We start from the raw sequence: 20,370 nt of genomic DNA, 5'->3' as shown, positions 1-20,370 counted from the left end.
CCTGAAGTTTAGTTGAACTTGTCCAGGAGCCTACCGCCACTTGTCTCAAGATAATAAGAGCGAATATTAGTGGCGGTTAGCTACAGGGCAAGAAGTGATCCAGGTCCGCTTCAAGTCTAAAGAATGATGCCCTTAAAAACATCCGAATAACTCGAAGATGGAGTCAGTTTGAGGACTAATTCCCCTCCTTTTACCCGGTGAATAAGATGATGGGAGGAGGTGACTGTATGCCACAAGCCTATGCGATTCAATTTGACAATGTGTCTAAGACCTACATTACCCGGGAAGGGGAGACGGAAGCCATTCGGGATATTTCCTTTCAAGTGGAAGAAGGAGAATTTGTCACATTAGTGGGACCCAGCGGCTGCGGAAAAAGTACCATTCTATCTCTCATATCAGGGTTATTCCAACCTACGGCCGGAACCGTATATATAAATGGAAAAAAAGTATTACAACCCTCGATTGAGATTGGCTATATGCTACAACAAGACTACTTGCTGTCCTGGAGAAAGATAGAAGAAAATATCCTTTTGGGATTGGAAATACAGAATAAGCTCTCAGTAGAAACAAAGGGATATGCACTCTCCCTTCTGGAAGAAATGGGGCTAACCAGCTATAAAAAGCACTATCCACACCAGTTATCAGGAGGGATGAGGCAGCGGGTGGCTCTGGTGCGAACCCTTGCTACCAATCCGAATATTTTACTATTGGATGAACCATTTTCAGCCCTTGACTATCAAACCAAATTAAAGCTGGAGGATTTAGTAAGAAGTACCTTACGCAAACGTCGCAAAACAGCCCTCCTCGTCACCCATGATATTTCGGAAGCGATCGCCATGTCAGACAAAATTGTGATTCTTGATCGCAATCCCGGAAGGATCAAAAAAGAAATCATATTGCCACCGGAATTGAGGGATCCATTGCCTGTTGAAACCAGGGATGTTCCAAGCTTCCAAAAGCACTTCCATCTCATTTGGCAGGAGATGAATCTAAATGATGAGAAAAAGTGAATCCAAGATTAATCAATGGTTAACTCGGGGAGGCCAGTCGGCAGCCCATGGTGAATACTTGAAAAAACTTCGCATTGAAAAATGGATGGTATTCTTTACACAACTTGTGTTGTTGGCGGTACTGTTGGCCCTGTGGGAATGGGCCTCTGCCCTGAAATGGATCGATCCTTTGCTGTTCAGCAGACCCTCAAAAATTTGGAATTCTTTTTATGCCATGCTGATAAACGGAGATCTTCACTATCACATCTTTATTACTGTTGTTGAAACCTTGGCCGGGTTTCTGCTGGGGACGATTTTGGGAACGGTGATTGCCATCACCATATGGACTTCCAATTTTCTGGCTAAAGTGTTGGACCCATATATTGTTGTATTAAACGGAATGCCCAAGGTAGCGTTGGGACCCATTTTTATCGTTGCCTTTGGAGGAGGGTATGGCGCCATTATTTCCATGGCGGTAGCCGTTTCTGTTATCATTACCATCATTGTCGTGTATAGCAGTTTTAAAGAAGTAGATGATAATTATATCCGGATGGCCAAAACCTTTGGTGCAACAAAATCACAGATCTTTCAAAAGATCATTTTCCCCGCCTCATTCCCCACCGTCATTTCCACCCTTAAGGTCAACGTAGGTCTCTCCTGGGTCGGGGTCATTGTCGGTGAGTTTCTGGTTTCCAAAGCAGGACTGGGCTATTTGATCATTTACGGATTTCAGGTTTTCAATTTAACCCTAGTCTTTATCAGCCTCCTTATCATTGCCATTTGCGCCACTCTGATGTACCAAGGGGTCACGATTCTGGAAAAACGCATGATGAAACACCGAGGAATTCGAGATGAAAATTGAAAAAATGGCAGCAATATCTGCCATTTTTTCTTTTTCCGATTTGCATTATATGGCTTTCACCATACCGCCATCGACCAGAAGTGCCTGACCGGTAATATAGGTATTGGCTCCGGAAGCAAAGAAAACAACCGCTTTGGCAAACTCCTCCGGTTCTCCATAGCGACCTAGCGGGATTTGGGTTTCCATTTGCTTTCTTACCTCTTCCCTGGAAATTCCTAATTTATCCCCACGAATTTGATCCAATTGGATCAAGCGATCCGTTGCAACCCTTCCCGGGCCTATGGTATTGATCAAGATGCCGTCTTTAGCCAATTCTGAAGCAAGGGTTTTAGATAAGCCAATGATCCCTGTGCGGAAGGTATTGGACAAAATCAACCCATCAATGGGCTGTTTAAATGAAGAAGAGGCAAAATTGACGATCCTACCGTACTGTTTCTTTCTCATATGGGGAAGGACAGCACGAATGGTTCTGATAAAACTGAGCAGATTTAATTCAAAGGCCCTTATCCAATCTGCATCAGAAAAATCATCAAAGGTTCCGGCAGGCGGGCCTCCGGCATTGTTAATCAGAATATCAACTCCACCAAATTCTTCCACTGTCCGATTAACCAGATTTTCAATATCTTCCGCCTTTGTGACATCTGATGGAACGATCAGTACAGGTTGACCGCTTGCTTCTCTGATTTCTTTAGCTGTCCTTTCCAACTCCTCTTGATTGCGGCTGGAAATGGCCACTTTAGCACCCTCTAAAGCCAACTGCAGTGCCGTTGCTTTACCCAATCCCTTGCTTGAAGCGGTTACAATGGCCACCTGGCCCTTTAGTTTTAAATCCATATTAATCAACTCCTCTTAGCAATGATTCATGTTTATAAGGACATTTTCCACATCTGGGCCAAACTCGACCAGCAGACGTGTAAATCTTTAGTACCGCATGTATCGGTGAAACGATCGATTTACACGTCTTCTATCACTTGATTCCTTAATACCCCAATTCCTTCAATGGCTATTTCTATCACGTCCCCTGGTTGCAGAAACTTAGGAGGATGAAATCCCTTTCCAACACCGGACGGTGTTCCGGTAGCAATGATATCGCCAGGTTCCAGCGTCATTCCTGCAGACAAGGTTTCAATGATTGTAGGAATATTGAAGATAAATTGGTCGGTAGAGGAAGATTGTCTTATTTCTCCATTCACACGGGTTTCAATTTTTAGTTGAGAAGGATTTGAAATCGCTTCCCTGTACACAAGATAGGGACCCATGGGACATGAAGTATCCAGACTTTTTCCAATCAGAAACTGCTTGTGTCTTTGCTGTAGATCACGGGCGGTCACATCATTGATAATCGTATAGCCAAATACGTAATCCCAGGCATCTTCTTTGGAAATTCCCCTTCCCTTTTTTCCGATCACTAATGCCAGTTCCCCTTCATAGTCCAGTTCTGAAGTGACTTTATGATGGGAAAGAATCCCCTCATTGGGACCGATCACGGTGGTGGGGGCCTTTGAAAATACCATCGGGTCTTTGGGAATGGACTCTACCCCTCCCATTTCGATGGCATGATCCGCATAATTTTTCCCCAGGCAAAAAATATTTTTCAGGGGACGGGGAATCGGAGCTTTTAGCTGGATATCTTCCATTAAAAGCCAGCGGGGAGAATGGAAGTGTTCTTCATCTAAAAGTTGAAGCACTTTTTTCGTCTGTTCAATAAACAATTCACCAAATCGGATAGAAGAGATCATATCAACATACAAACCATCCACCTTCGACAATTTCCCCCGTTCAGCCAAATCGCTCTGAGCTGCCAGCAAGTCTAAAACCTTGTCCTTTTGAGTATTTAATATGCCTACTCGATCTCTTCCTTGATGGGAAAACGTCACAAAAAACATCGGAAACCTCCTTTCACCTTATGTATATGTCTCTATTATATATGATTAATCCAGAACAATAAAAGACGCACCAATTAAGACAAGCATGGCTGATAAAACAACATTGACGTGGATGACTTCATCTTCCCGCAGCAACAAACGGCTTAACAGTACCGTTAACAGAGGTTCTGTTGCAGCAATCACACCGACATAAGCCACCTGGATATACCACAGAGCCACAAAAAATGAAAGGATTGCCACGCTTGTCAATATACCGGACAAAACATAATAGCCATTCACATTCTTCCAATTACGGTAGACGGTTTCCTTTAGTTCTCCTTTATATGCCAACAACGCTGAAAAAGACACGACGGCGGTAATGGCACCAAACAACGCTCCTACAAAAGGATCAGACATCGAGATCATGCCCAATTTTCTTATCCCCTGTCCGAGCCCAAATCCTGCGGCGGCCGTTAATGCCAATAAGTATCCCGTAGAATTGCGATTTCTGTCATCATTGTTCCTTTTCCCCAGCATATAAAACCCTTGAATACTCAGACCAAGAAACAATATCCCTATTCCGATGGAAGGCAATACGTGCAGTTTTTCGTTTAATATCAACAAGGCAAAAACTAAGGTAAAAAGGGGAGCCGTATTTTTTATCGCTGCACCACGGGAAGGACCAATTAATCGAAAGCTTGCAAAAAGACTGATTCGGCCGATAAAGGTGGTCAGCAAACCGGCGATAACAAAAAATAGAATGGCCTTAGACGAAAAGGAAGGGGCTTGGGGGCCCTGATTGATTCGCCAAATCCATGTGACAAATAATAATACAATTAAATTAACGGTCATCGTTGTAAATACGCCATTATCATCGGCATTTTTTTTCATTCCTTTTTTCATGATAATATTGCTGACAGCAAAACCCAATGCAGACAAAAAAGCAAAAAGGTACCCCATTCTTCTCCCTCTTTCTATTGAAGTGAAACTGATAAAGCCGTTTTAATTGATTCCTGCCGCTTCTGCTAACAATTCTACCAGGTGGACTGCCCTTACTTTCTCCTTTAATCCTTCTCTTTCTATTCCCATCCTCATTTGCAGCAAGCAACCGGGATTTGTTGTCACGATGGTGGTTGCTCCGGTATCCTTGGCGTAGGACATCTTCTCATCCAGGATCTCCATCGATTCTTTATAATGAACCAGGTTATAAATTCCCGCTGATCCACAACAGGATTCAGCATTTTCCATCTCTACAAACTGAATGCCGGGGATGGATTGCAGTAGGCGAAGGGGTTCAACCCGCACCTTCTGCACATGATTCATATGACAGGAAGGCTGGTAAGTGACAATCTCGTTGATTTCCTTGGTAAAAGGCACCCCTCCGCATTCCACAAGTACTTGGCTGATATCCTTTGTCCTCGCTGTAAAATTTTTCGCCCTTTCCTCCCACTCGGAATCACCATGGAATAGATGGCCATATTCTATTAGCATGGCCCCGCATCCACCGGCATTATTAACGATAAAATCAATGTCTCCATTTTCAAAGGCCATGATATTTTTCTTCGCTAATTGAATGGCTAATTCCTTCTCTCCTGAATGGGCATGCAGGGCTCCGCAGCAAGTTTGGCCATCTAGTACCACCACTTCACAACCTGCTTTGGCAAGGAGTTCGATGCTTAGACGATTGATTTTTTGAAACATGGCGTCCATGATACAGCCATGAAAAAATGCCACTTTAAATTTCTTCTGTTTGGGAACGATCTGTTTGGGTGTTTTCTTCCTCATTCTTGGTGAGGAAAGGTCATCGGGTATGACTGCCTCGAAATCTTTCAAGTGGGAAGGCAATAGGTTTAGCATCCCGCTTGTTCTTGCCAGACGTTGAATCCCCGATTTCTGATAAAACCATAGTACATTCCCAATCCTCCTCATTTGTTTTGAATTGGGGAAAACATATTTAAACAGGACCTTTCTAGAAACCTGAACGGGTTTGGCGTACTTTTTGCGAACTTCCAATGTATTTTTTGCCGCTTCATAGATCTTTCCGTATTCTACTCCAGTTGGACAGGCAACTTCACAGGCGCGGCATCCTAGACACAAATCAATTGGATCTTCTAAAACAGAAATGTCTGCTCTCCCCTCCGCCACAAGCTTGACCAGATTAATTCTTCCTCTGGGAGAGTGAGTTTCCTTCTCCATGGTTTGATAGGTGGGACAGACAGGTAGACAGTATCCGCATTGGACACAATTGAAGGTTTTATCGTATTCCAGTTGCTTCTTTAGTTGTAATAGGTTGTTGTTCATTCTGTCAGCACCAACTTTTGTCCGGGTTCAGGAAATATTTTCCCGGGATTCATTATATGGTTCGGATCCCAGGCTTCTTTAATTCTTTTCATCATATCAAGACCAATACTGCCCAATTCCATTTCCATAAATGGGGCCTTCATGGTTCCAATCCCATGTTCGCCGGATAAAGTGCCCCCTAATTCAACAGCCGCTTTAAAAATCTCCGCGACAGCCATTTCCACCCTTTTCATCTCCTCTTGATCCCGCTTGTCGGCGATGATATTCGGATGCAGATTCCCGTCTCCGGCATGGCCGAAGACCACAAGGTGAATGTTGTATTTCTCTTTGATCTCCTTTAATTTTCTAAACATGTCCGGAATCTTGCTCCGGGGAACGGTTGCATCCTCCGAGATTTTGGTCGGCTTTATTTTTACAATGGCCGGGGAAACGAGCTTTCTCGCCTTCCAAAGCTCTTCCCGCTCTTTTTGGGAATGGGCCAGCCTGACTTCCTTCGCACCCACTTCTTTGCAGATTTTTTCCGCTTTTTCTATTTCATCCCGAATCGCATGGGGATGACCATCCATTTCTATTAAAATAATCGCTTCTGCATCTGTAGGAAGGCCGCAAGGCTGATAGTTCTCAACGGCAATGATGGAGGCTTGATCCATCAGTTCCATCTTGGAAGGAAGAATCCCGGATGATAAAATTTTTGAAATGGCACGGCCTGAATCAACTAAATCCTGAAAGATCGCCATCATAGTTTCCGTTGCCGGGGGTTTAGGAATTAATCGCAGGGTGGCTTCTGTGATTATTCCCAGGGTTCCCTCCGAACCTACAATCAGTTTGGTTAAATCATATCCGGTTACGTTTTTTACCGTTCTTCCACCGGTTCGAATAATCTCCCCTTCAGGAGTGACCACTTCAAGTCCAATCACATAATCCTTGGTGACTCCATATTTCAGACCCCTCGGCCCGCCTGAGTTTTCTGCCAGATTTCCTCCAATGGTTGACACATGGGAGCTGCTTGGATCAGGAGGATACATTAGCCCTTTGTTTTCCGCCGCTTTATGAATTTCGGATGTGAGTACACCCGGAGAGACAATGGCCACCAAATCCTCCTCATCAATGATAAGCTTTTCATTCATTTTGGACAGATCCAGGACCATTCCACCCTTTACCGGAAGAGGTCCTCCGCTGAGGGAGGTAGATTGGCCCCGCGGATAGACAGGAATCTTCTCCTGATTGGCCAGTTTTACCAGATCGGCAACCTCTTTTGTTGACTTAGGCTGAATCACTACATCAGGTATATACGTTCCAAAGGAGGCATCAAAGGAGTAACTCATTAAATCAGCCAGGTCTGTAAGCACCCTTCGGTGATCCTTTACCAATTCTTTGGTCTTATCGATGATTTTGGCATCCAATTTATTAATTCTTCTATCCATATTTTCTCCTCCAATATTTCTGTGTGAAAGGAACTAAAGATTTACACGTCCGCTGGTCGAGTTCGTGCAAGTAGTAATTAAGTCCGCTTCGAGGCTAAAGAACGGAGCCCTCAAAAACATCTAGGTATTTCGAAGGTGGAGTCAGTTTGAGGGCTAATTCCCGTTCTTTAGCCCCTACCCTTTGTACGAACTCGAAGGCAGTCCTTAGTAAATCTTTAGTTCCTTTCCACATCGTCCCTCAAACTGAACCATCATCAAATTTTTAAGGGTTTAGTTAAACAAATATTGAAAGACTGCCCTCTTCTGTAAAAGCCAAAGAGAAGGGACCGCTTATCCGTTCTATGGGGGCGTTATTGCATACCAATTCCTGATAAATCACCTCAGAAACAGCCAGTTCATCCAAGTGCAGGGTATTTTTTAAGATGGCAATCCTCAACTGATCAGGATTTTCAGGTTTTAATGTCTTTATGACTCCTTCAAAAAGCTCCCGATCCGTTGAAAAAGTAACCGGAATGGCACAGCGTTGGACAAACCCGGTGGTCATACAATTTAAATAGGTAGCCTGTTTATCCATTTTTTCTACCAATCGCTGAGTAGTAAAATCTGCTAGCCCGATTCCATTTGCATTTCCATGGGATTCTTCGGTCAGATCAAGGACGGCTACATATTGGATATTGGGTTCTTCCGGTTCTTTAATTCCATGGATGCGCATTCTGCCAATGACATTGGTATCGATGCCGGTACCGCTATAATTTTTTCCCATTTCCTGTATGACGCACAAATCCAGATTGGATACCGGAATCTTTGGCAAATATGATTTTGCTTTGATCAAAAGTTCCTTTTCTACTTCCCAAATTTTTTCCCTAGCTATTCCTTGAATGACAGCCGTTTCATCATAGGAATTTTCCACGATGGCAATTCCTCCGATAATCGGAATCTTATCCATCATTACCTTTGCAATGGATGGAATGGCCTGACTCATTTTACTTGCCCCAAGCCTGTGTACCATTGACGCTCCCTTCTGCCTTCCCATACCCACTGCCATCATCTTTAACAGTCCACTTTCGTAAGGTCCTTGAAAGGCGGTATGAGGTTTGACCCGGTTCACGACCAGTACCCCATCTGCTTCGAGGGCTTCCTTGGCGATATAAACCGGAAGGCCTACCAGGCCTTCCTCTGTCACTCCGATCTGTACCACTTCACTTGAGCATGCAATCTCTGTTCCGATAATTTCAGGCGTTATCCCTAACGAATGCAATACTTCCCTCTGACCTTCAGCTTTCCCCCTTCCATGGCTTCCCATGGCGGCAATCAGAAAGGGCTCATAGCCCATTCCTTTTAATTCCCTTACGATGGACTGAAGGATTTGTACGATATGCTGAATTCCACGACTTCCGACGGTAATGCCAATTTTTGCTCCTGATTTCAGCGGTTCAGTCAGATTTTCAGTTGGACTAAATATTTTCTTGATTGCATGTTTTACTTCTTGATTTACATCTTGCACATGATCATTAGAGAAATTTTGTCTAATTTTATAAAACTTTGGCAGGTGAATAGTCATCAGGCGGCTGTCCCCTTTCGTTCTATAGAGTACGGAACTAAAGATTTTACACGTCCGCTAGTCGAGTTCGACCAAGAAGTGATTAACGTCCGCTTCGGGGCTAATTGAACGGAGCCCTCAAAAACATCTAGGAATATCGATGATGAAGTCAGTTTGAGGGCTAATTCCCGTTCTTTAGCCCCTCCGCTTTGCACGAACTCGAAGACTGTCCTTAGTAAATTCTTTGGTTCCGTCCATATTAGGTTAAGTCAACAATATCTCTTGATGACTTGATCAATGTGATAGCTAATCGCATTTCGGGCTTGTTCGGGATCCTTTTTCTTAATCGCTTCATAGATTGCCCGATGTTCTTCCAATACAATTCGGCTTCTGCCAGGAACAGACAGCGATTCGCTTCTGCTATGTTTCAACCCTTCAATAATCGCATTTGAGATGAGAGAAAATGTTTTCAGCATCATTTGATTGCTGCTGGCATTGACCACAGCCAGGTGAAAGTTAAAATCCTCTTCTGCCGCGATTTTCCTTTCAGCGACTGCTTTTTCCAAATCAGACAATGCCCTCTCAATGACAAGTACATTTTTTTTATCAGCTCTCAAGGCGGCCAAATAGGCAGCCTGGCCTTCAATGCCTTGACGAAGTTCCAACAATTCCAGAAGTTCATTGGTATTTTTCGAAAATATTTCTTCTATCTTTGAAACCATTTGATCCCTTTTATCTTCTACCAGAAAAACGCCAATCCCGGACTTGATTTCTATGATTCCTCTTGATTCCATTACACTTAATGCTTCACGAACGGCACTCCTTGAAACAGATAAAGTTACCGCAAGATCTCTTTCCGAGGGCAGCCTGTCACCGGGATTGATTAAACCTGATTCTATTGAATGTTTCAGTCGTTCAATGACCATTTCATATACTTTCTTTTTTTTGATCGGTTCCCAATTCATGTTTTATTCTCCCATCTTTTGTGTTCAGGAGGTTAGGTGGTTAGGTGTCCAGACCACCCATTTCAAAAATAACAAACGATTTAAATAATTTCAATAGTATATTTTATCTATCACTCATAAAAATTTTAATCTTTAACAAAAATCGGACAGATTAAATGGAATGTGCTCCAAAAAATCTGCCCCGAAACAATCAGCAGTTTAACAACGAAATCTGCTGACGATGCCTTCCAATGTTTTGGATTGTTGGGAAAGGGTGTTGGCATCCTTGGCCAACATTTGAATTACATCGACCTGATCTTCTACCGCAGTGGCTGCCGTATTCGCAGACACGGTAAACTCTTTGGCAATATGATTTAAGTGATTAAGTATGCTTTCCAATTCAAAGCAATTCTCCAATACTTCTTGGGAATGTTGAAAATTGCCTGTCACCTGTTTTTTTGTTTTTTCCACGACATCCCTTAGATAGATAATCGCTTGTCCAGTTCCTTCAATAATGCTCATTCCCTGATCAATCTCAGATACACTGTTTTCTACACGTTTCACTGCTTCCACGGAATGCTGTTTCACATTGGCCAACAGGGTCATAATTTCATCGGCAAATTGGGACGTCTCTTCGGCCAATTTTCTTACCTCACTGGCAACAACGGCAAATCCTCTACCACTCTCACCGGCCCTTGATGCCTCAATGGACGCATTTAGTGCCAAAAGGTTTGTTTGTCTGGCAATATGTGTGATTGACGAAACTTTAGATACAATTTCCTCCGTATCTACCGATACTCGTTTAATCATTTCTGATGAGCGATAAGCCATTTCTTGAATGGTTTTCATTTTTTCTTTGGAAATAGTAACGGATTGGCTTCCCTGTTCCGCTTTGATAAACGCATCTTCACTTAATTTCAATGCTTCCGTCACTTTCTGCTGCATATCCCTCGAAAGTTCTACCATGCTATTGATCTTTTCATGTCCCTGTTTCATTGAGGAAAGCTGTTCCTCTGTTCCCTGGCGAAATTCCTCCATCACCTCTGACAGTTCTTCAAAGGCCTTTGCCAAATCATTGGCCTCTTTCGCCTGAGCTTCGCTTATTTTTCTCGTAGCCTCTGAAGCCCCTGTAATCTCTCGAATCATGGTGTTTAAACCCTTCGTTATTTTGTTCAATTCAAAGGCCATTTGACTGAAATAATCCCTGCCCCTGGCTGGTAACAGTTTGGTTAAATCACCGGATTGAACTGCTTTAGAGTGGCTATACCACTCATTAAGGTGGGATGAGATGCGTTGATAAAGCCATGCCGCTCCCAACAAGCCTGATAATACCCCCGCCCCTCCCAATAGAGCCAAATGCAAATAATCCATCGAAGAGAAAAATCCAATTCCTACAGCCAATAAGGAGGGGACGATTCCCAATCCAAAAATGGCTGGAATTAAAAAAGGTGTATGTATAATTCGTCCCAATCGTAAATTGTAGTGATGGGATCCTTCCTGATATATGGGACATGAAGCATCAATCAATACTTCGCCAGTGTTTCTTGGATATATCTGTAATAGAGCTTCTGAAGTTTTGGCAGACTGAAGCCCGACCTCATCGTTAAACAGAATTCCTTCCCGCAAGCGATTCGTGTGAAAAAGTGCGAAGCCCTCTTTATCGACAATCACAAGATACTCATCCTTATTTAGAGTGCGGTCAAGGACTTGTCTTATTTCATCAACTTGATTCTTCCATTTTCCTTGGGCAAAAAAAGGCTTTAGTTCATTAGCAATCCTTTTAACTTTATCCATGGCCAATTTGGCGCTTCTACTTTTTAACATAGACCTTGACATATTAGAACCCCCCGTTTTTAGAAAATTAAGATTTTATCTACCTAATTCCACATGATAAATTTTTCTCCTTCCTATTTATTAAAAATTACTTCCAATTGTATATTTATCAATTATAATGTGGATATATTAGCCCTTAAAACGTCTGCATCTTTTGAACACCCAGATGTTTTTAAGAGCTTCGTTTTTAGTCTGAAGGGAGAATCAAGATGAATAAGCGATTAACCGCAGATATTATTTTACTTCTTGTTGCACTTATATGGGGAGCAACTTTTGTCGTGGTACAAAATGCGATAGACACCCTCCCCCCTTTTAGTTTTAACGGCGTTCGATTCACCATTGCTTCCTTATTTCTGTTTCTGATCATGCTCATTTTTTATCGACAACAATTAGCATCGATCTCCAGGCCTTTGATTAGAGCAGGAATTATTCTTGGAATATGGCTTTTTAGCGGATATGGTTTTCAAACCGTTGGACTTCTTTACACAACATCGGCAAAGGCAGGATTCATCACGGGTCTTTCTGTTGTCTTGGTTCCCGTTTTCGCCTTTTTCATTTTGAAGGAAGTTCCAAAGTGGCCGGCCATCACCGGTGTTATGGTCGCAACAGTCGGATTATATCTTTTAACTTTGGGAGATTCATTTATTCTTAACTTAGGGGATTTCCTTATATTTCTGTGTGCCATTTCTTTTGGAATGCAGATCGTATTTACAGGGAAATATGCTCCCTATCACCCAGCATTAGCCCTAGCTCTGGTCCAAATTGGGACTGTTGCAGTATTAAGCTTTATATTGGCGTTTTTTCTAGAAGATTGGCGTCTGGCATTACAAAGCAATATTTTATTCAACAGAGATGTCGCATTTGCTTTACTGGTTACTGCCATCCCAGCCACCGCCTTGGCTTTTTTAGCCCAAACCACTTTTCAAAAATTCACCACATCTGCAAGGGTCTCCTTAATCTTTGCTATGGAACCGGTATTTGCGGCACTGACAGCATACATATGGCAAGATGAACTGTTATCTTTTAAAGGGTTTATCGGTGCTTTTCTCATTTTTCTTGGTATGATTTTGGCGGAAATTCCTCCTGGAACCTTTTCTTTTCTAAAACGTACAAAGGAATTAAAATCATAATCTGATTTTATGGGAAGGGGGAACAGAATGGCAAAAAAGCAAAACAATAATGCTGTGCTAGGTACTGTTTTGATTGCCGTTGGACTCATATTTCTCGCCAGAGAATTTGATATCCCTTACATAGACCAGCTTTTTACCTGGCAGTGGATGATGGTTGGAATCGGACTGGTATTGATTCTCTTTTCCGGCAGAGGAAAGGATGGAGGATTGATCCTGCCAGGAGTGATTCTTATTGGACTAGGCATTCATTTTTGGGGAACATCCTTTTTTTCATGGTGGCCGACCCATTGGGCCATTTTCACCTTTATTGTCTCAATCGGGTTTTTCATGTATAGTGCAAGAACTAAATCAGCTGGGGCTTCCATCCCGGGTATCATTCTATTACTGATATCGATCATTGCCTTTTTCTTTTCCGGTTTATGGTTCTTCATTGCCAAAACATTTAATCTACTGGAAAATTGGTGGCCTGTTTTACTCATACTTGTCGGTGTTTACCTATTGTTCTCTCAATTCAAAAGAAGATAGGATCCTTCTTGGAACTTTTCCAAGGCTTGACGCTACTAACAATCGCTGCTTTCCCCTCTAACGGAAATTAACCCTCAAACTGATCCATCATCGAAATACCCAGATGTTTTTGAGGGTTTATGGATGTGTGAATCTTTATTTCCGCATCTATCGACCTTAGGATTGTAAATCCTCTTGTTCGATTCCTATATAAGCAGGGGTATAAGTGGCAATTAGCTATCCGATAAAAGGAGGAACTTTTGTTTCATGCTAAGCACCAACCAAACACCCAATAAGATTCCAATGCCTGTAAGGAATATTTGAACGTTAGAATGATACAACCATGTAATGCCGGGGATTTCAATGGTTATTCTGCTTTTGTCCATAAACCCAGCTGGCATCACTTCAATCTCATATTGTCCCGACTTTTTAAAAATTGTGGTCAGGGCATATTTCCCGGGAAAATTTACTGGGTCCAAAGGGACCGTTTCTCTTTTTATCAACAGATCCTTTGAAAATAACCCTCGCTTGTAAATTTTCCACTGGATCAATCCCTGATACGGAAGCATGGTATTTGGATCTTTAATTTCCACACGAACGACTAGCTGTTCATCTTTTGTAAGTTTTCCGGGTGTGATGGTGTACAAATAAGAAAACTGACCCGTCACATCCCTAATTTTTATGGAAGGTGATGATTGTGTTTCCCCATTTACATAAAGAAGGGGAACTTGAAAGAATAAGAATAAAAGTAGCATAAAAAGTACTAAAAACCTCATTCCATTCCCTCCCCCTCTAAGCCAAGCGTTTTAGGGAACCATCATCCGATCGGTTCTTTTTTATCTGTTTCAACGGTGATTTCAGGACAAATGAAAAGTTATTGGTAGGACAAACCGAAATACATATGGCGCAACTAGAACATTCCGATGTGATATTCCCTTTTTTGGGTTCAATATCATAGGGACAAGAAAGGTTGCATTGATTGCAGGATTCTTTACATCCATTTCCTTTCTGAACAATTCGAACCATTCTTTTCTTCCCCACCCATGAGATCCAGGCTCCCGCTGGACATAAAGATCGGCACCAGGCACGCTCAGAAACAAAAAGATCAAACAATAAAATCAACATGATTATGATGAACCCAATCCCAATAGAAGAATAATAGACTAGTTGAAATGCTGCTCGCCCGATTAATGAGTAAGGAAGAAGATACGGAATCACATTTAAGCCGAAAAGGGAAAAGATCAATCCAAATCCCAATACCCAATATTTGATTTTTTTATCAATGGGAAAATCAGAAAGGGGAATCCCAATTTTCATTAATATTCTTCTCAATCCCATATTGAGATCAGACAACAATGACATTGGGCAAATCCAACTACAAAAGATCCGGCCAAAAATCATTGTAAACAGGATAATCGCTACTCCTGACACAATAAACGTAAGTACGATGGCTCTCCCTGACAAAAGATTGGCAGCGACCTGTAGCGGATCGGAAAATGTGATTCCTGCAAGGGTGAGCGATCCGTATGTCCCCTTCCACTCCTCCAGAGATTTAACTGTTTGGTGAGGATCATCGGCATAGCTAAAAATGTAGGTGTCAATCCACTGTATTCCTTTCTTTATTAAGGGGCGCATCGCCTCTTGATGCTGATTATATGAACCTTCATCAGTATGTCTCATGATTTGACCATGCTTATCCACGGGAGTGACGTTAAGTAGGACGGAGTAGAAGCTTACTAAGGGAATAATAATAATCAGGAGCAAAGCGAAAGTTTGACATCCTTTTCTCACAATTTGCCAACCCATGGTTACACACGACCTTTCGATGCTAAGTCATCCAATGGTTCTATCCAAATGGATGCCGGATTTGTTAAGCAAACCATTTCACAAACTCCACATCCCACACACTTTTCAGGGTGAACAACCGGTCTTTCGCCAGGCAGAACAGTTATGGCCTCATTTTGATACGGACAATTCATATAACATATTCCACAGCTGCGGTTATTCCATGATAAACAGGTGGCTTTATTTAGACGGGGGATTCCCATCTTTACTTTTTGGGCAATCACCTTTTTATCCCTTACTATCTTTTCAATGGCTTGTGTCGGACAAATCTCTCCGCATTTCATACATAGCTGGCAAGCATTCTCCCTTGGAATCAACATGGGTGTATCCATTGATTTGCCATCATCGGTTCCAACGAACTTAATGGCATAATATGGACAAATTTCCCCGCATTTGAAACAGCGAATACAGCGATTCAAAAACTCTTCTTCCGACAAAGAGCCCGGTGGGCGAATATAACTTTTTGCTTCTCCAGATTTGGAGAGCAGGCCAGCCAAAGATACAACTCCCAATCCCCCCAAAACCCTGCCGGTATTTACGATGAAGGCTCTCCTATTCATTTCCATTTGCAATTCCTCCTTATCAGAAGAAGAGGGGGGAGAATCCCCCCCCATTTTATTAAACTTTCTCTATGCGGGCAGCCATATGTTTAAATCCTGCCTGACCGGACTCAGGATCTGTTGCCCGGCTTGGCATAGTGTTTACTAGCCATTTATTTTCCGATGGAAGGGGACTATCAGCGACCGAAAGGTTCCATGGTGCAAAGATTTCTCCCCTTGGCGGCAAATTTCGCCCCCTTACACCGATCTTACTATTAGGTCCTACACTGGCCTTGGCAGTAATGCTGCCACGACGCGTACTTACCTTAATCCAATCGCCGTCGTTGATCCCCCAAACTTTTGCATCCTCTTCATTCACTTCCACGTACATTTCCGGAACCAATTTTTTCAATGTTCTTGAACGTATCGTTTTTGAAGAATGGAAATGTTCATAAACAATTCCGAGGGCCAGCCATACCGGATATTTATCCGTAGGCACCTCACTTAAGGGTACTCGGGCAAATTCCACATCAGGAAATTCAGGGGCATTGTCTCCCCATTTACTTCCATCTGCCGCAGTATAGACACCTTGATCCACGAAAATAATTTTTGCCTTTCCATTCTTTGAAGGGAAGTTTCCATAGGGCTTGTCAGCCCACCCTTCTTCCTGCCCCATATAGCGACGTTTCGTACCGCCCTTTGCTGCAATCTCAGGAGTGGGTGCAGGCCATTGGATTCCTTTTAATTTTCTAAGCTGCTCATATCCTTCAATACCGGTGATGTCAGCATCAGACCCCTTTAAGATGTCCTTAAATTCCTGAAACACTTCTTCCGCGTTGTAAAATCCTTTATCGTCTTTGCTATAATTCCATTGTTTGCTCCAGAAGGACCAGAATGAATCCTTTTCTTTCATCTTATGGGCTAAATCAATCATGATATCCATATCCGGTTTTGTTCCTTCCGGTGGTTCAACAGCTTTATCCACGACATAAATCCGACGGATGGAATTAATATAGGTCCCCTGTACCTCTCCAATCGTGGCCGCAGGGAATACCACATCCGCATATAACAAGTTAGGAGCATCTTTAAATATATCTGAAGCTACCACAAACATATTTTTTAAGGCTGGTCTGACAAGATTATTTACATCCGGCAGATTAATATGGGTTGTGTATGAGAAGAAAATGGCTTTAACATCTCCGGCAAGGGCCCTTTCAAACATGCCGACCGCACCGTTTGGATTTTTCATTTTTACTGTTTTGGCAAGGGTGCCTTCTCCCCATACCCTTTCTACCGCTTTCACATGATCTGGGTTTTTCAATGCCCGATTTCCTGGAAGTTTGCCGGTTAAACCACCTGACAATCTTTCACCCATAGCATTGGGCTGACCCGTCATGGAAAATGGTCCAAATCCAGGTTTTCCCATAGTTCCCGTTATTAAATGAAGGTTAATAATCGCTTCTACAATCGGAACACCAATGGTTCTCTGGTTTACTCCCATGGACCATATGGTAAGAACACCATTCTTGGCATTTACCCATTTCTTTGCCAATTCCCTCACTTGATCCGGGGAGATTCCGGTAATATCTGCTACATCTTCAGGCTTATATTTTTTTACTCCTTCTTTATAAGCCTCAAACCCCTCCGTATTCTTTTCCACAAAAGCCTTGTCAACAGCATCCAATTCATAGATAAATACATATCCTAAAGAATTAAGCAGGGCTAAATCTCCATTTGGTCTGAGAGCCCAGTAATGGGAATGTTCAGGATCGATTTCCTTCCATCCCCTTGCTGTTCCTGTTTCACGGGGATCAATCACATAGGTCTCCAGCTTTCTCCGCTTTTTCTCACTGGAAATCAACCAGTACTCTACTGAGTGGGCTGCCCTCATATTATGACCAATATCAATGATGAGATCTGCCAAATAGAGGTCTTCGTAGGTGGTAGGTGGGGCATCAGAACCAAATGCCTTGGAATATCCCACAACAGCACTGGTCATACACATCCTGGCATTAGCTTCTATGGTATTGGACTCCAATCCCGCCTTCCAAAACTTGTTAATTAAATATTGAGCTTCCAAAGTCAATTGTCCAGAACCATAAAATCCAATGGAGTTACCGCCATAATTTTTCTTTATATCTGCAAACTTTGTCGCAACCACATCCAAGGCTTCTTCCCATGAAACCTCCTCAAAGCCATTAAATGTACCTTTTGTTGATGGATCACGACGGATCAATGGCTTTGTTAGACGAACGTCCATATTCTCAAATACTTGATAAGCGTTCAATCCTTTTACGCATTGCTGTCCCTTGTTGTCAGGATGATCTTTATCAGGTCTAGAGCCAATAATTTTTCCATTTTCAACAACCCAATAACTACCGCAACCAAATCCACAGTATGGACATTGGGTGGGAACCAAAGTTTGATTTATGGTGCTTTCTGAAACTACTTCAACCACTTCATTGTTGGTTCCTTCCTTCACTTGAACACCAGAAGTGTTCTTGCCGCAGCCTGCAAGTACGGCAGCTCCTGTTACCGCTCCGGTGGCCTTCAAAAAACTTCTTCTTGAAATTTTTCTTGTTTCTTTACCCATTTATTACACCTCCTCTATTTGCTATTTCTGCCAACTTCTAATAAATGAAACAACGGCTTTGATTTCATCCTCACTCAATTCCTGAATTCCCTGAGTAGGTATGCTGAATGATGTCATCGCAGTACCCCGTCTACCATCAGCAATCGAAGTAAATAGATACTGGTCTGAGGCAGCCTTTAAGAAGTTCTGGTCATTTAAGGATGGAGCGGACCCTCCGGCGCCATTTGTACCATGACAGCCGACACAACTCTGGTTATAAATCTGTTCTCCCAATTCAATGGATACGTTAAAATTTTCACCTCTTGGGACCGGTTCTTCCTTGCTCCATGACCTGATATAGGCAGCCACGTCTGCTATTTCTTCTGGAGTTAACTGACTTTTAAATGCTGGCATCGCCTTTTTTCCGCCATACACAAGTTGGGTTAAGAATGGTTCATCTGCCACCTTGAGAAAATCAGGACTGTTGATAGCTGTTGCCCCTAGGGCAGGATTACCTTCACCATTCTGGCCATGACAGGACTGACAGCTTTGTCCATATATCTTTTTTCCATTATCAACCGAAGGCTGATAATTGGCTGGGACTGGATAAATGCTGTCGTCCGTTTTCTTCCCAACTTCTCCTTGGACAGATCCTTGGTTCATCGGGGCAGCTGTCTTTTCAGATGTCTCCGATGAACATGCAGTCAAGAGGACAACAAAAGCCAAACATACAACAAATAAGATTGCTTTTTTCAAAATTTCCCCTCCCTTTTCTTTTTCTTTCAAAGATCGGTTTTATCTCTCAACTCCAGGCCATCCCTCCCTTTTAAGATCATCACCTCCATTTGATGGCATTTCTCCATAACGGATTAAAATCTTGCTTCAGCAGGAAGAGATGGAACAAACATTATGAATTGGTTTGGTCGAAATTTTCAATAGAAGGAATAGGGGAAGAAACCCAGTCCATTACATTGAACTAAGTCCTTCCCCTACTGAATACGCTAATCAGAAATTATGAAGATGTTGTAAAGAAATGTTGTAAAAAGTGTGAAGAAAAATACCCATTTAACAATATAAGAATCGGACAAATCATAAAAAGTCTGGTTGTACAAAAAATCTCCAGTTTTAACTGGAGAATGAGTAAGTTTTCTTTGTCGTCTGAAAGTGGTTTAGCTGTTTTCTGTCTTCTTTTCCTTTTTCTTATCCTCTATTTCGTCTAATTCTTCCATGACATCAGAAGTCAACTCTTTTGTTGACTTTTTAAATTCCCTTAAAGTCTGACCAAAAGCCCGTCCAATTTCAGGCAATTTTTTCGGACCGAATATCACCAGCGCCAGAATTAAAATCAAGATTAGACCTGGAATTCCAATGTTAGACAACATGTTCATTACTCTCCTTTTTTAATAAATTATCATTACTGAACCATAATTTGAATGGTATCCTTCCCTGATACACAATAATGCTTGCATTCCCCGCATCCATTGCACCGTTCAGGAATAATAAAAGGTTTTCCATCTTCTATTTTAACCGCCTTTTCCTCCAATGGGCAAAAAACTTTACAATAATCACAGGGTTGTTCCCCTTTCCACGCAAAACAGCGGGAGGGGTTGATTTTTGCCACTCCCAGCTTTACTTTTTCCTTGGGAGTGGGGGATAATGCGCCAGTGGGACAAACCTCTACACATTTCATACAAAGTGTACATGGATTATGATAAAGATTTAGAATAGGGGTACCCACATGTTTCCCTGCTTTTGGCCCCAGTAGAAGAATAATGTCCTGGGGACAAGCTGTTTGGCAATCTCCACACCGGTTACATATTAACAAGAAGGATTGTTCGTCAACAACACCTGGAGGACGGATGTATTTTCTAGTATCTTCGATTTGTTCTTTCACAAAAAATCCAAAAGTCTTCACCAGGGATTGGACATTTTCCTTTAAAAAACGACGCCTGTCTAATACATCATCTTCCAAATTATACCCGGTTCTATAAAAGAACAGGTCCCTCCCTTCCAGTCAAAGTC

19 protein-coding genes are annotated in these 20,370 nt (G+C 42.3%); 4 read left to right on the top strand and 15 right to left on the bottom strand.

Annotated elements, in window-relative coordinates:
- Window positions 1-227 precede the first annotated feature (227 nt).
- Together L1765_RS01490 and L1765_RS01485 are read left to right on the top strand one after the other, a co-directional pair.
- On the top strand, window positions 228-1,010 hold the full coding sequence (locus L1765_RS01490; protein WP_236403660.1) for an ABC transporter ATP-binding protein: 783 nt from the start codon (window positions 228-230) through the stop codon (window positions 1,008-1,010).
- Window positions 997-1,851 (top strand): ABC transporter permease, encoded by an 855-nt coding sequence (locus L1765_RS01485; protein ID WP_236404004.1) that lies wholly within the window; start codon window positions 997-999, stop codon window positions 1,849-1,851. Before L1765_RS01490 ends, L1765_RS01485 begins: the two co-directional genes overlap by 14 nt.
- 45 nt (window positions 1,852-1,896) lie before the next feature.
- On the opposite strand, the gene L1765_RS01480 is transcribed toward L1765_RS01485, so the two are convergent.
- The 8 genes from L1765_RS01480 to L1765_RS01445 all read right to left on the bottom strand — a co-directional run bounded on the left by L1765_RS01480 (window position 1,897) and on the right by L1765_RS01445 (window position 11,761).
- On the bottom strand, window positions 1,897-2,685 hold the full coding sequence (locus L1765_RS01480; RefSeq protein WP_236403658.1) for an SDR family oxidoreductase: 789 nt from the start codon (window positions 2,683-2,685) through the stop codon (window positions 1,897-1,899).
- 119 nt (window positions 2,686-2,804) lie between these two features.
- Window positions 2,805-3,737, bottom strand: a complete 933-nt coding sequence (locus L1765_RS01475; protein WP_236403656.1) for a fumarylacetoacetate hydrolase family protein — start codon at window positions 3,735-3,737, stop codon at window positions 2,805-2,807.
- A gap of 45 nt (window positions 3,738-3,782) precedes the next feature.
- The gene (locus tag L1765_RS01470) at window positions 3,783-4,676 is read right to left on the bottom strand and encodes a DMT family transporter (protein WP_236403653.1); all 894 of its coding nucleotides are present in this window, start codon (window positions 4,674-4,676) and stop codon (window positions 3,783-3,785) included.
- A 42-nt stretch (window positions 4,677-4,718) separates the two neighbouring features.
- On the bottom strand, window positions 4,719-6,017 hold the full coding sequence (locus tag L1765_RS01465) for a (Fe-S)-binding protein (RefSeq protein WP_236403651.1): 1,299 nt from the start codon (window positions 6,015-6,017) through the stop codon (window positions 4,719-4,721).
- Window positions 6,014-7,441 (bottom strand): FAD-binding oxidoreductase, encoded by a 1,428-nt coding sequence (locus L1765_RS01460; protein WP_236403649.1) that lies wholly within the window; start codon window positions 7,439-7,441, stop codon window positions 6,014-6,016. The genes L1765_RS01465 and L1765_RS01460 overlap by 4 nt, the downstream gene beginning before the upstream one ends.
- Window positions 7,442-7,715: 274 nt before the next feature.
- The gene (locus L1765_RS01455) at window positions 7,716-9,002 is read right to left on the bottom strand and encodes a nickel pincer cofactor-dependent isomerase, group 22 (protein ID WP_236403647.1); all 1,287 of its coding nucleotides are present in this window, start codon (window positions 9,000-9,002) and stop codon (window positions 7,716-7,718) included.
- Window positions 9,003-9,250: 248 nt separating this feature from the next.
- A complete protein-coding gene (locus L1765_RS01450) occupies window positions 9,251-9,946 on the bottom strand; it encodes a FadR/GntR family transcriptional regulator (protein WP_236403643.1) in 696 nt (231 codons plus the stop codon).
- A gap of 198 nt (window positions 9,947-10,144) precedes the next feature.
- Window positions 10,145-11,761 carry a methyl-accepting chemotaxis protein gene (locus tag L1765_RS01445; RefSeq protein WP_236403642.1) on the bottom strand — a complete coding sequence of 539 codons (1,617 nt, stop codon included), beginning with the start codon at window positions 11,759-11,761 and terminating at the stop codon, window positions 10,145-10,147.
- A gap of 206 nt (window positions 11,762-11,967) precedes the next feature.
- Between L1765_RS01445 and L1765_RS01440 the strand changes: the two genes are divergently transcribed.
- Both L1765_RS01440 and L1765_RS01435 read left to right on the top strand, forming a co-directional pair.
- Window positions 11,968-12,888 carry a DMT family transporter gene (locus L1765_RS01440; RefSeq protein ID WP_236403641.1) on the top strand — a complete coding sequence of 307 codons (921 nt, stop codon included), beginning with the start codon at window positions 11,968-11,970 and terminating at the stop codon, window positions 12,886-12,888.
- A 27-nt stretch (window positions 12,889-12,915) separates the two neighbouring features.
- Window positions 12,916-13,413 (top strand): hypothetical protein, encoded by a 498-nt coding sequence (locus L1765_RS01435; RefSeq protein ID WP_236403638.1) that lies wholly within the window; start codon window positions 12,916-12,918, stop codon window positions 13,411-13,413.
- Between the two features lie 212 nt (window positions 13,414-13,625).
- Here L1765_RS01435 and L1765_RS01430 read toward each other — a convergent pair whose 3' ends face one another.
- The 7 genes from L1765_RS01430 to L1765_RS01400 form a co-directional block, all read right to left on the bottom strand.
- Window positions 13,626-14,168, bottom strand: coding sequence for a hypothetical protein (locus L1765_RS01430; protein WP_236403637.1), 543 nt, complete (start codon window positions 14,166-14,168; stop codon window positions 13,626-13,628).
- A gap of 16 nt (window positions 14,169-14,184) precedes the next feature.
- Entirely contained in the window at window positions 14,185-15,072 is an 888-nt protein-coding gene (locus tag L1765_RS01425; RefSeq protein ID WP_236403636.1) for a 4Fe-4S binding protein, read from the bottom strand.
- Between the two features lie 128 nt (window positions 15,073-15,200).
- The gene (locus L1765_RS01420) at window positions 15,201-15,803 is read right to left on the bottom strand and encodes a 4Fe-4S dicluster domain-containing protein (protein ID WP_236403634.1); all 603 of its coding nucleotides are present in this window, start codon (window positions 15,801-15,803) and stop codon (window positions 15,201-15,203) included.
- Window positions 15,804-15,855: 52 nt separating this feature from the next.
- Window positions 15,856-18,369, bottom strand: coding sequence for a molybdopterin-dependent oxidoreductase (locus L1765_RS01415; protein ID WP_236403631.1), 2,514 nt, complete (start codon window positions 18,367-18,369; stop codon window positions 15,856-15,858).
- A 21-nt stretch (window positions 18,370-18,390) separates the two neighbouring features.
- Window positions 18,391-19,104 (bottom strand): c-type cytochrome, encoded by a 714-nt coding sequence (locus L1765_RS01410; RefSeq protein WP_236403629.1) that lies wholly within the window; start codon window positions 19,102-19,104, stop codon window positions 18,391-18,393.
- Between the two features lie 413 nt (window positions 19,105-19,517).
- Window positions 19,518-19,730, bottom strand: a complete 213-nt coding sequence (gene tatA / locus L1765_RS01405; RefSeq protein WP_236403625.1) for a twin-arginine translocase TatA/TatE family subunit — start codon at window positions 19,728-19,730, stop codon at window positions 19,518-19,520.
- A 32-nt stretch (window positions 19,731-19,762) separates the two neighbouring features.
- Window positions 19,763-20,320 carry a 4Fe-4S dicluster domain-containing protein gene (locus L1765_RS01400; protein ID WP_236403624.1) on the bottom strand — a complete coding sequence of 186 codons (558 nt, stop codon included), beginning with the start codon at window positions 20,318-20,320 and terminating at the stop codon, window positions 19,763-19,765.
- Window positions 20,321-20,370: the final 50 nt, after the last annotated feature.

The organism is Microaerobacter geothermalis, assembly GCF_021608135.1.
Lineage (GTDB): Bacteria > Bacillota > Bacilli > DSM-22679 > DSM-22679 > Microaerobacter > Microaerobacter geothermalis.
The sequence above is the reverse complement of the archived record's forward strand: the minus strand, read 5'-3'. Positions and strand labels throughout refer to the sequence as shown.

What these genes read in the sequence shown, in the direction of transcription:
- L1765_RS01490 (WP_236403660.1), top strand. Translation starts at nt 228, where the DNA reads ATGCCACAAGCCTATGCGATTCAATTTGACAATGTGTCTAAGACCTAC.
- L1765_RS01485 (WP_236404004.1), top strand. Translation starts at nt 997, where the DNA reads ATGAGAAAAAGTGAATCCAAGATTAATCAATGGTTAACTCGGGGAGGC.
- L1765_RS01480 (WP_236403658.1), bottom strand. Translation starts at nt 2,685, where the DNA reads ATGGATTTAAAACTAAAGGGCCAGGTGGCCATTGTAACCGCTTCAAGC.
- L1765_RS01475 (WP_236403656.1), bottom strand. Translation starts at nt 3,737, where the DNA reads ATGTTTTTTGTGACGTTTTCCCATCAAGGAAGAGATCGAGTAGGCATA.
- L1765_RS01470 (WP_236403653.1), bottom strand. Translation starts at nt 4,676, where the DNA reads ATGGGGTACCTTTTTGCTTTTTTGTCTGCATTGGGTTTTGCTGTCAGC.
- L1765_RS01465 (WP_236403651.1), bottom strand. Translation starts at nt 6,017, where the DNA reads ATGAACAACAACCTATTACAACTAAAGAAGCAACTGGAATACGATAAA.
- L1765_RS01460 (WP_236403649.1), bottom strand. Translation starts at nt 7,441, where the DNA reads ATGGATAGAAGAATTAATAAATTGGATGCCAAAATCATCGATAAGACC.
- L1765_RS01455 (WP_236403647.1), bottom strand. Translation starts at nt 9,002, where the DNA reads ATGACTATTCACCTGCCAAAGTTTTATAAAATTAGACAAAATTTCTCT.
- L1765_RS01450 (WP_236403643.1), bottom strand. Translation starts at nt 9,946, where the DNA reads ATGAATTGGGAACCGATCAAAAAAAAGAAAGTATATGAAATGGTCATT.
- L1765_RS01445 (WP_236403642.1), bottom strand. Translation starts at nt 11,761, where the DNA reads ATGTCAAGGTCTATGTTAAAAAGTAGAAGCGCCAAATTGGCCATGGAT.
- L1765_RS01440 (WP_236403641.1), top strand. Translation starts at nt 11,968, where the DNA reads ATGAATAAGCGATTAACCGCAGATATTATTTTACTTCTTGTTGCACTT.
- L1765_RS01435 (WP_236403638.1), top strand. Translation starts at nt 12,916, where the DNA reads ATGGCAAAAAAGCAAAACAATAATGCTGTGCTAGGTACTGTTTTGATT.
- L1765_RS01430 (WP_236403637.1), bottom strand. Translation starts at nt 14,168, where the DNA reads ATGAGGTTTTTAGTACTTTTTATGCTACTTTTATTCTTATTCTTTCAA.
- L1765_RS01425 (WP_236403636.1), bottom strand. Translation starts at nt 15,072, where the DNA reads ATGAGACATACTGATGAAGGTTCATATAATCAGCATCAAGAGGCGATG.
- L1765_RS01420 (WP_236403634.1), bottom strand. Translation starts at nt 15,803, where the DNA reads ATGGAAATGAATAGGAGAGCCTTCATCGTAAATACCGGCAGGGTTTTG.
- L1765_RS01415 (WP_236403631.1), bottom strand. Translation starts at nt 18,369, where the DNA reads ATGGGTAAAGAAACAAGAAAAATTTCAAGAAGAAGTTTTTTGAAGGCC.
- tatA (WP_236403625.1), bottom strand. Translation starts at nt 19,730, where the DNA reads ATGTTGTCTAACATTGGAATTCCAGGTCTAATCTTGATTTTAATTCTG.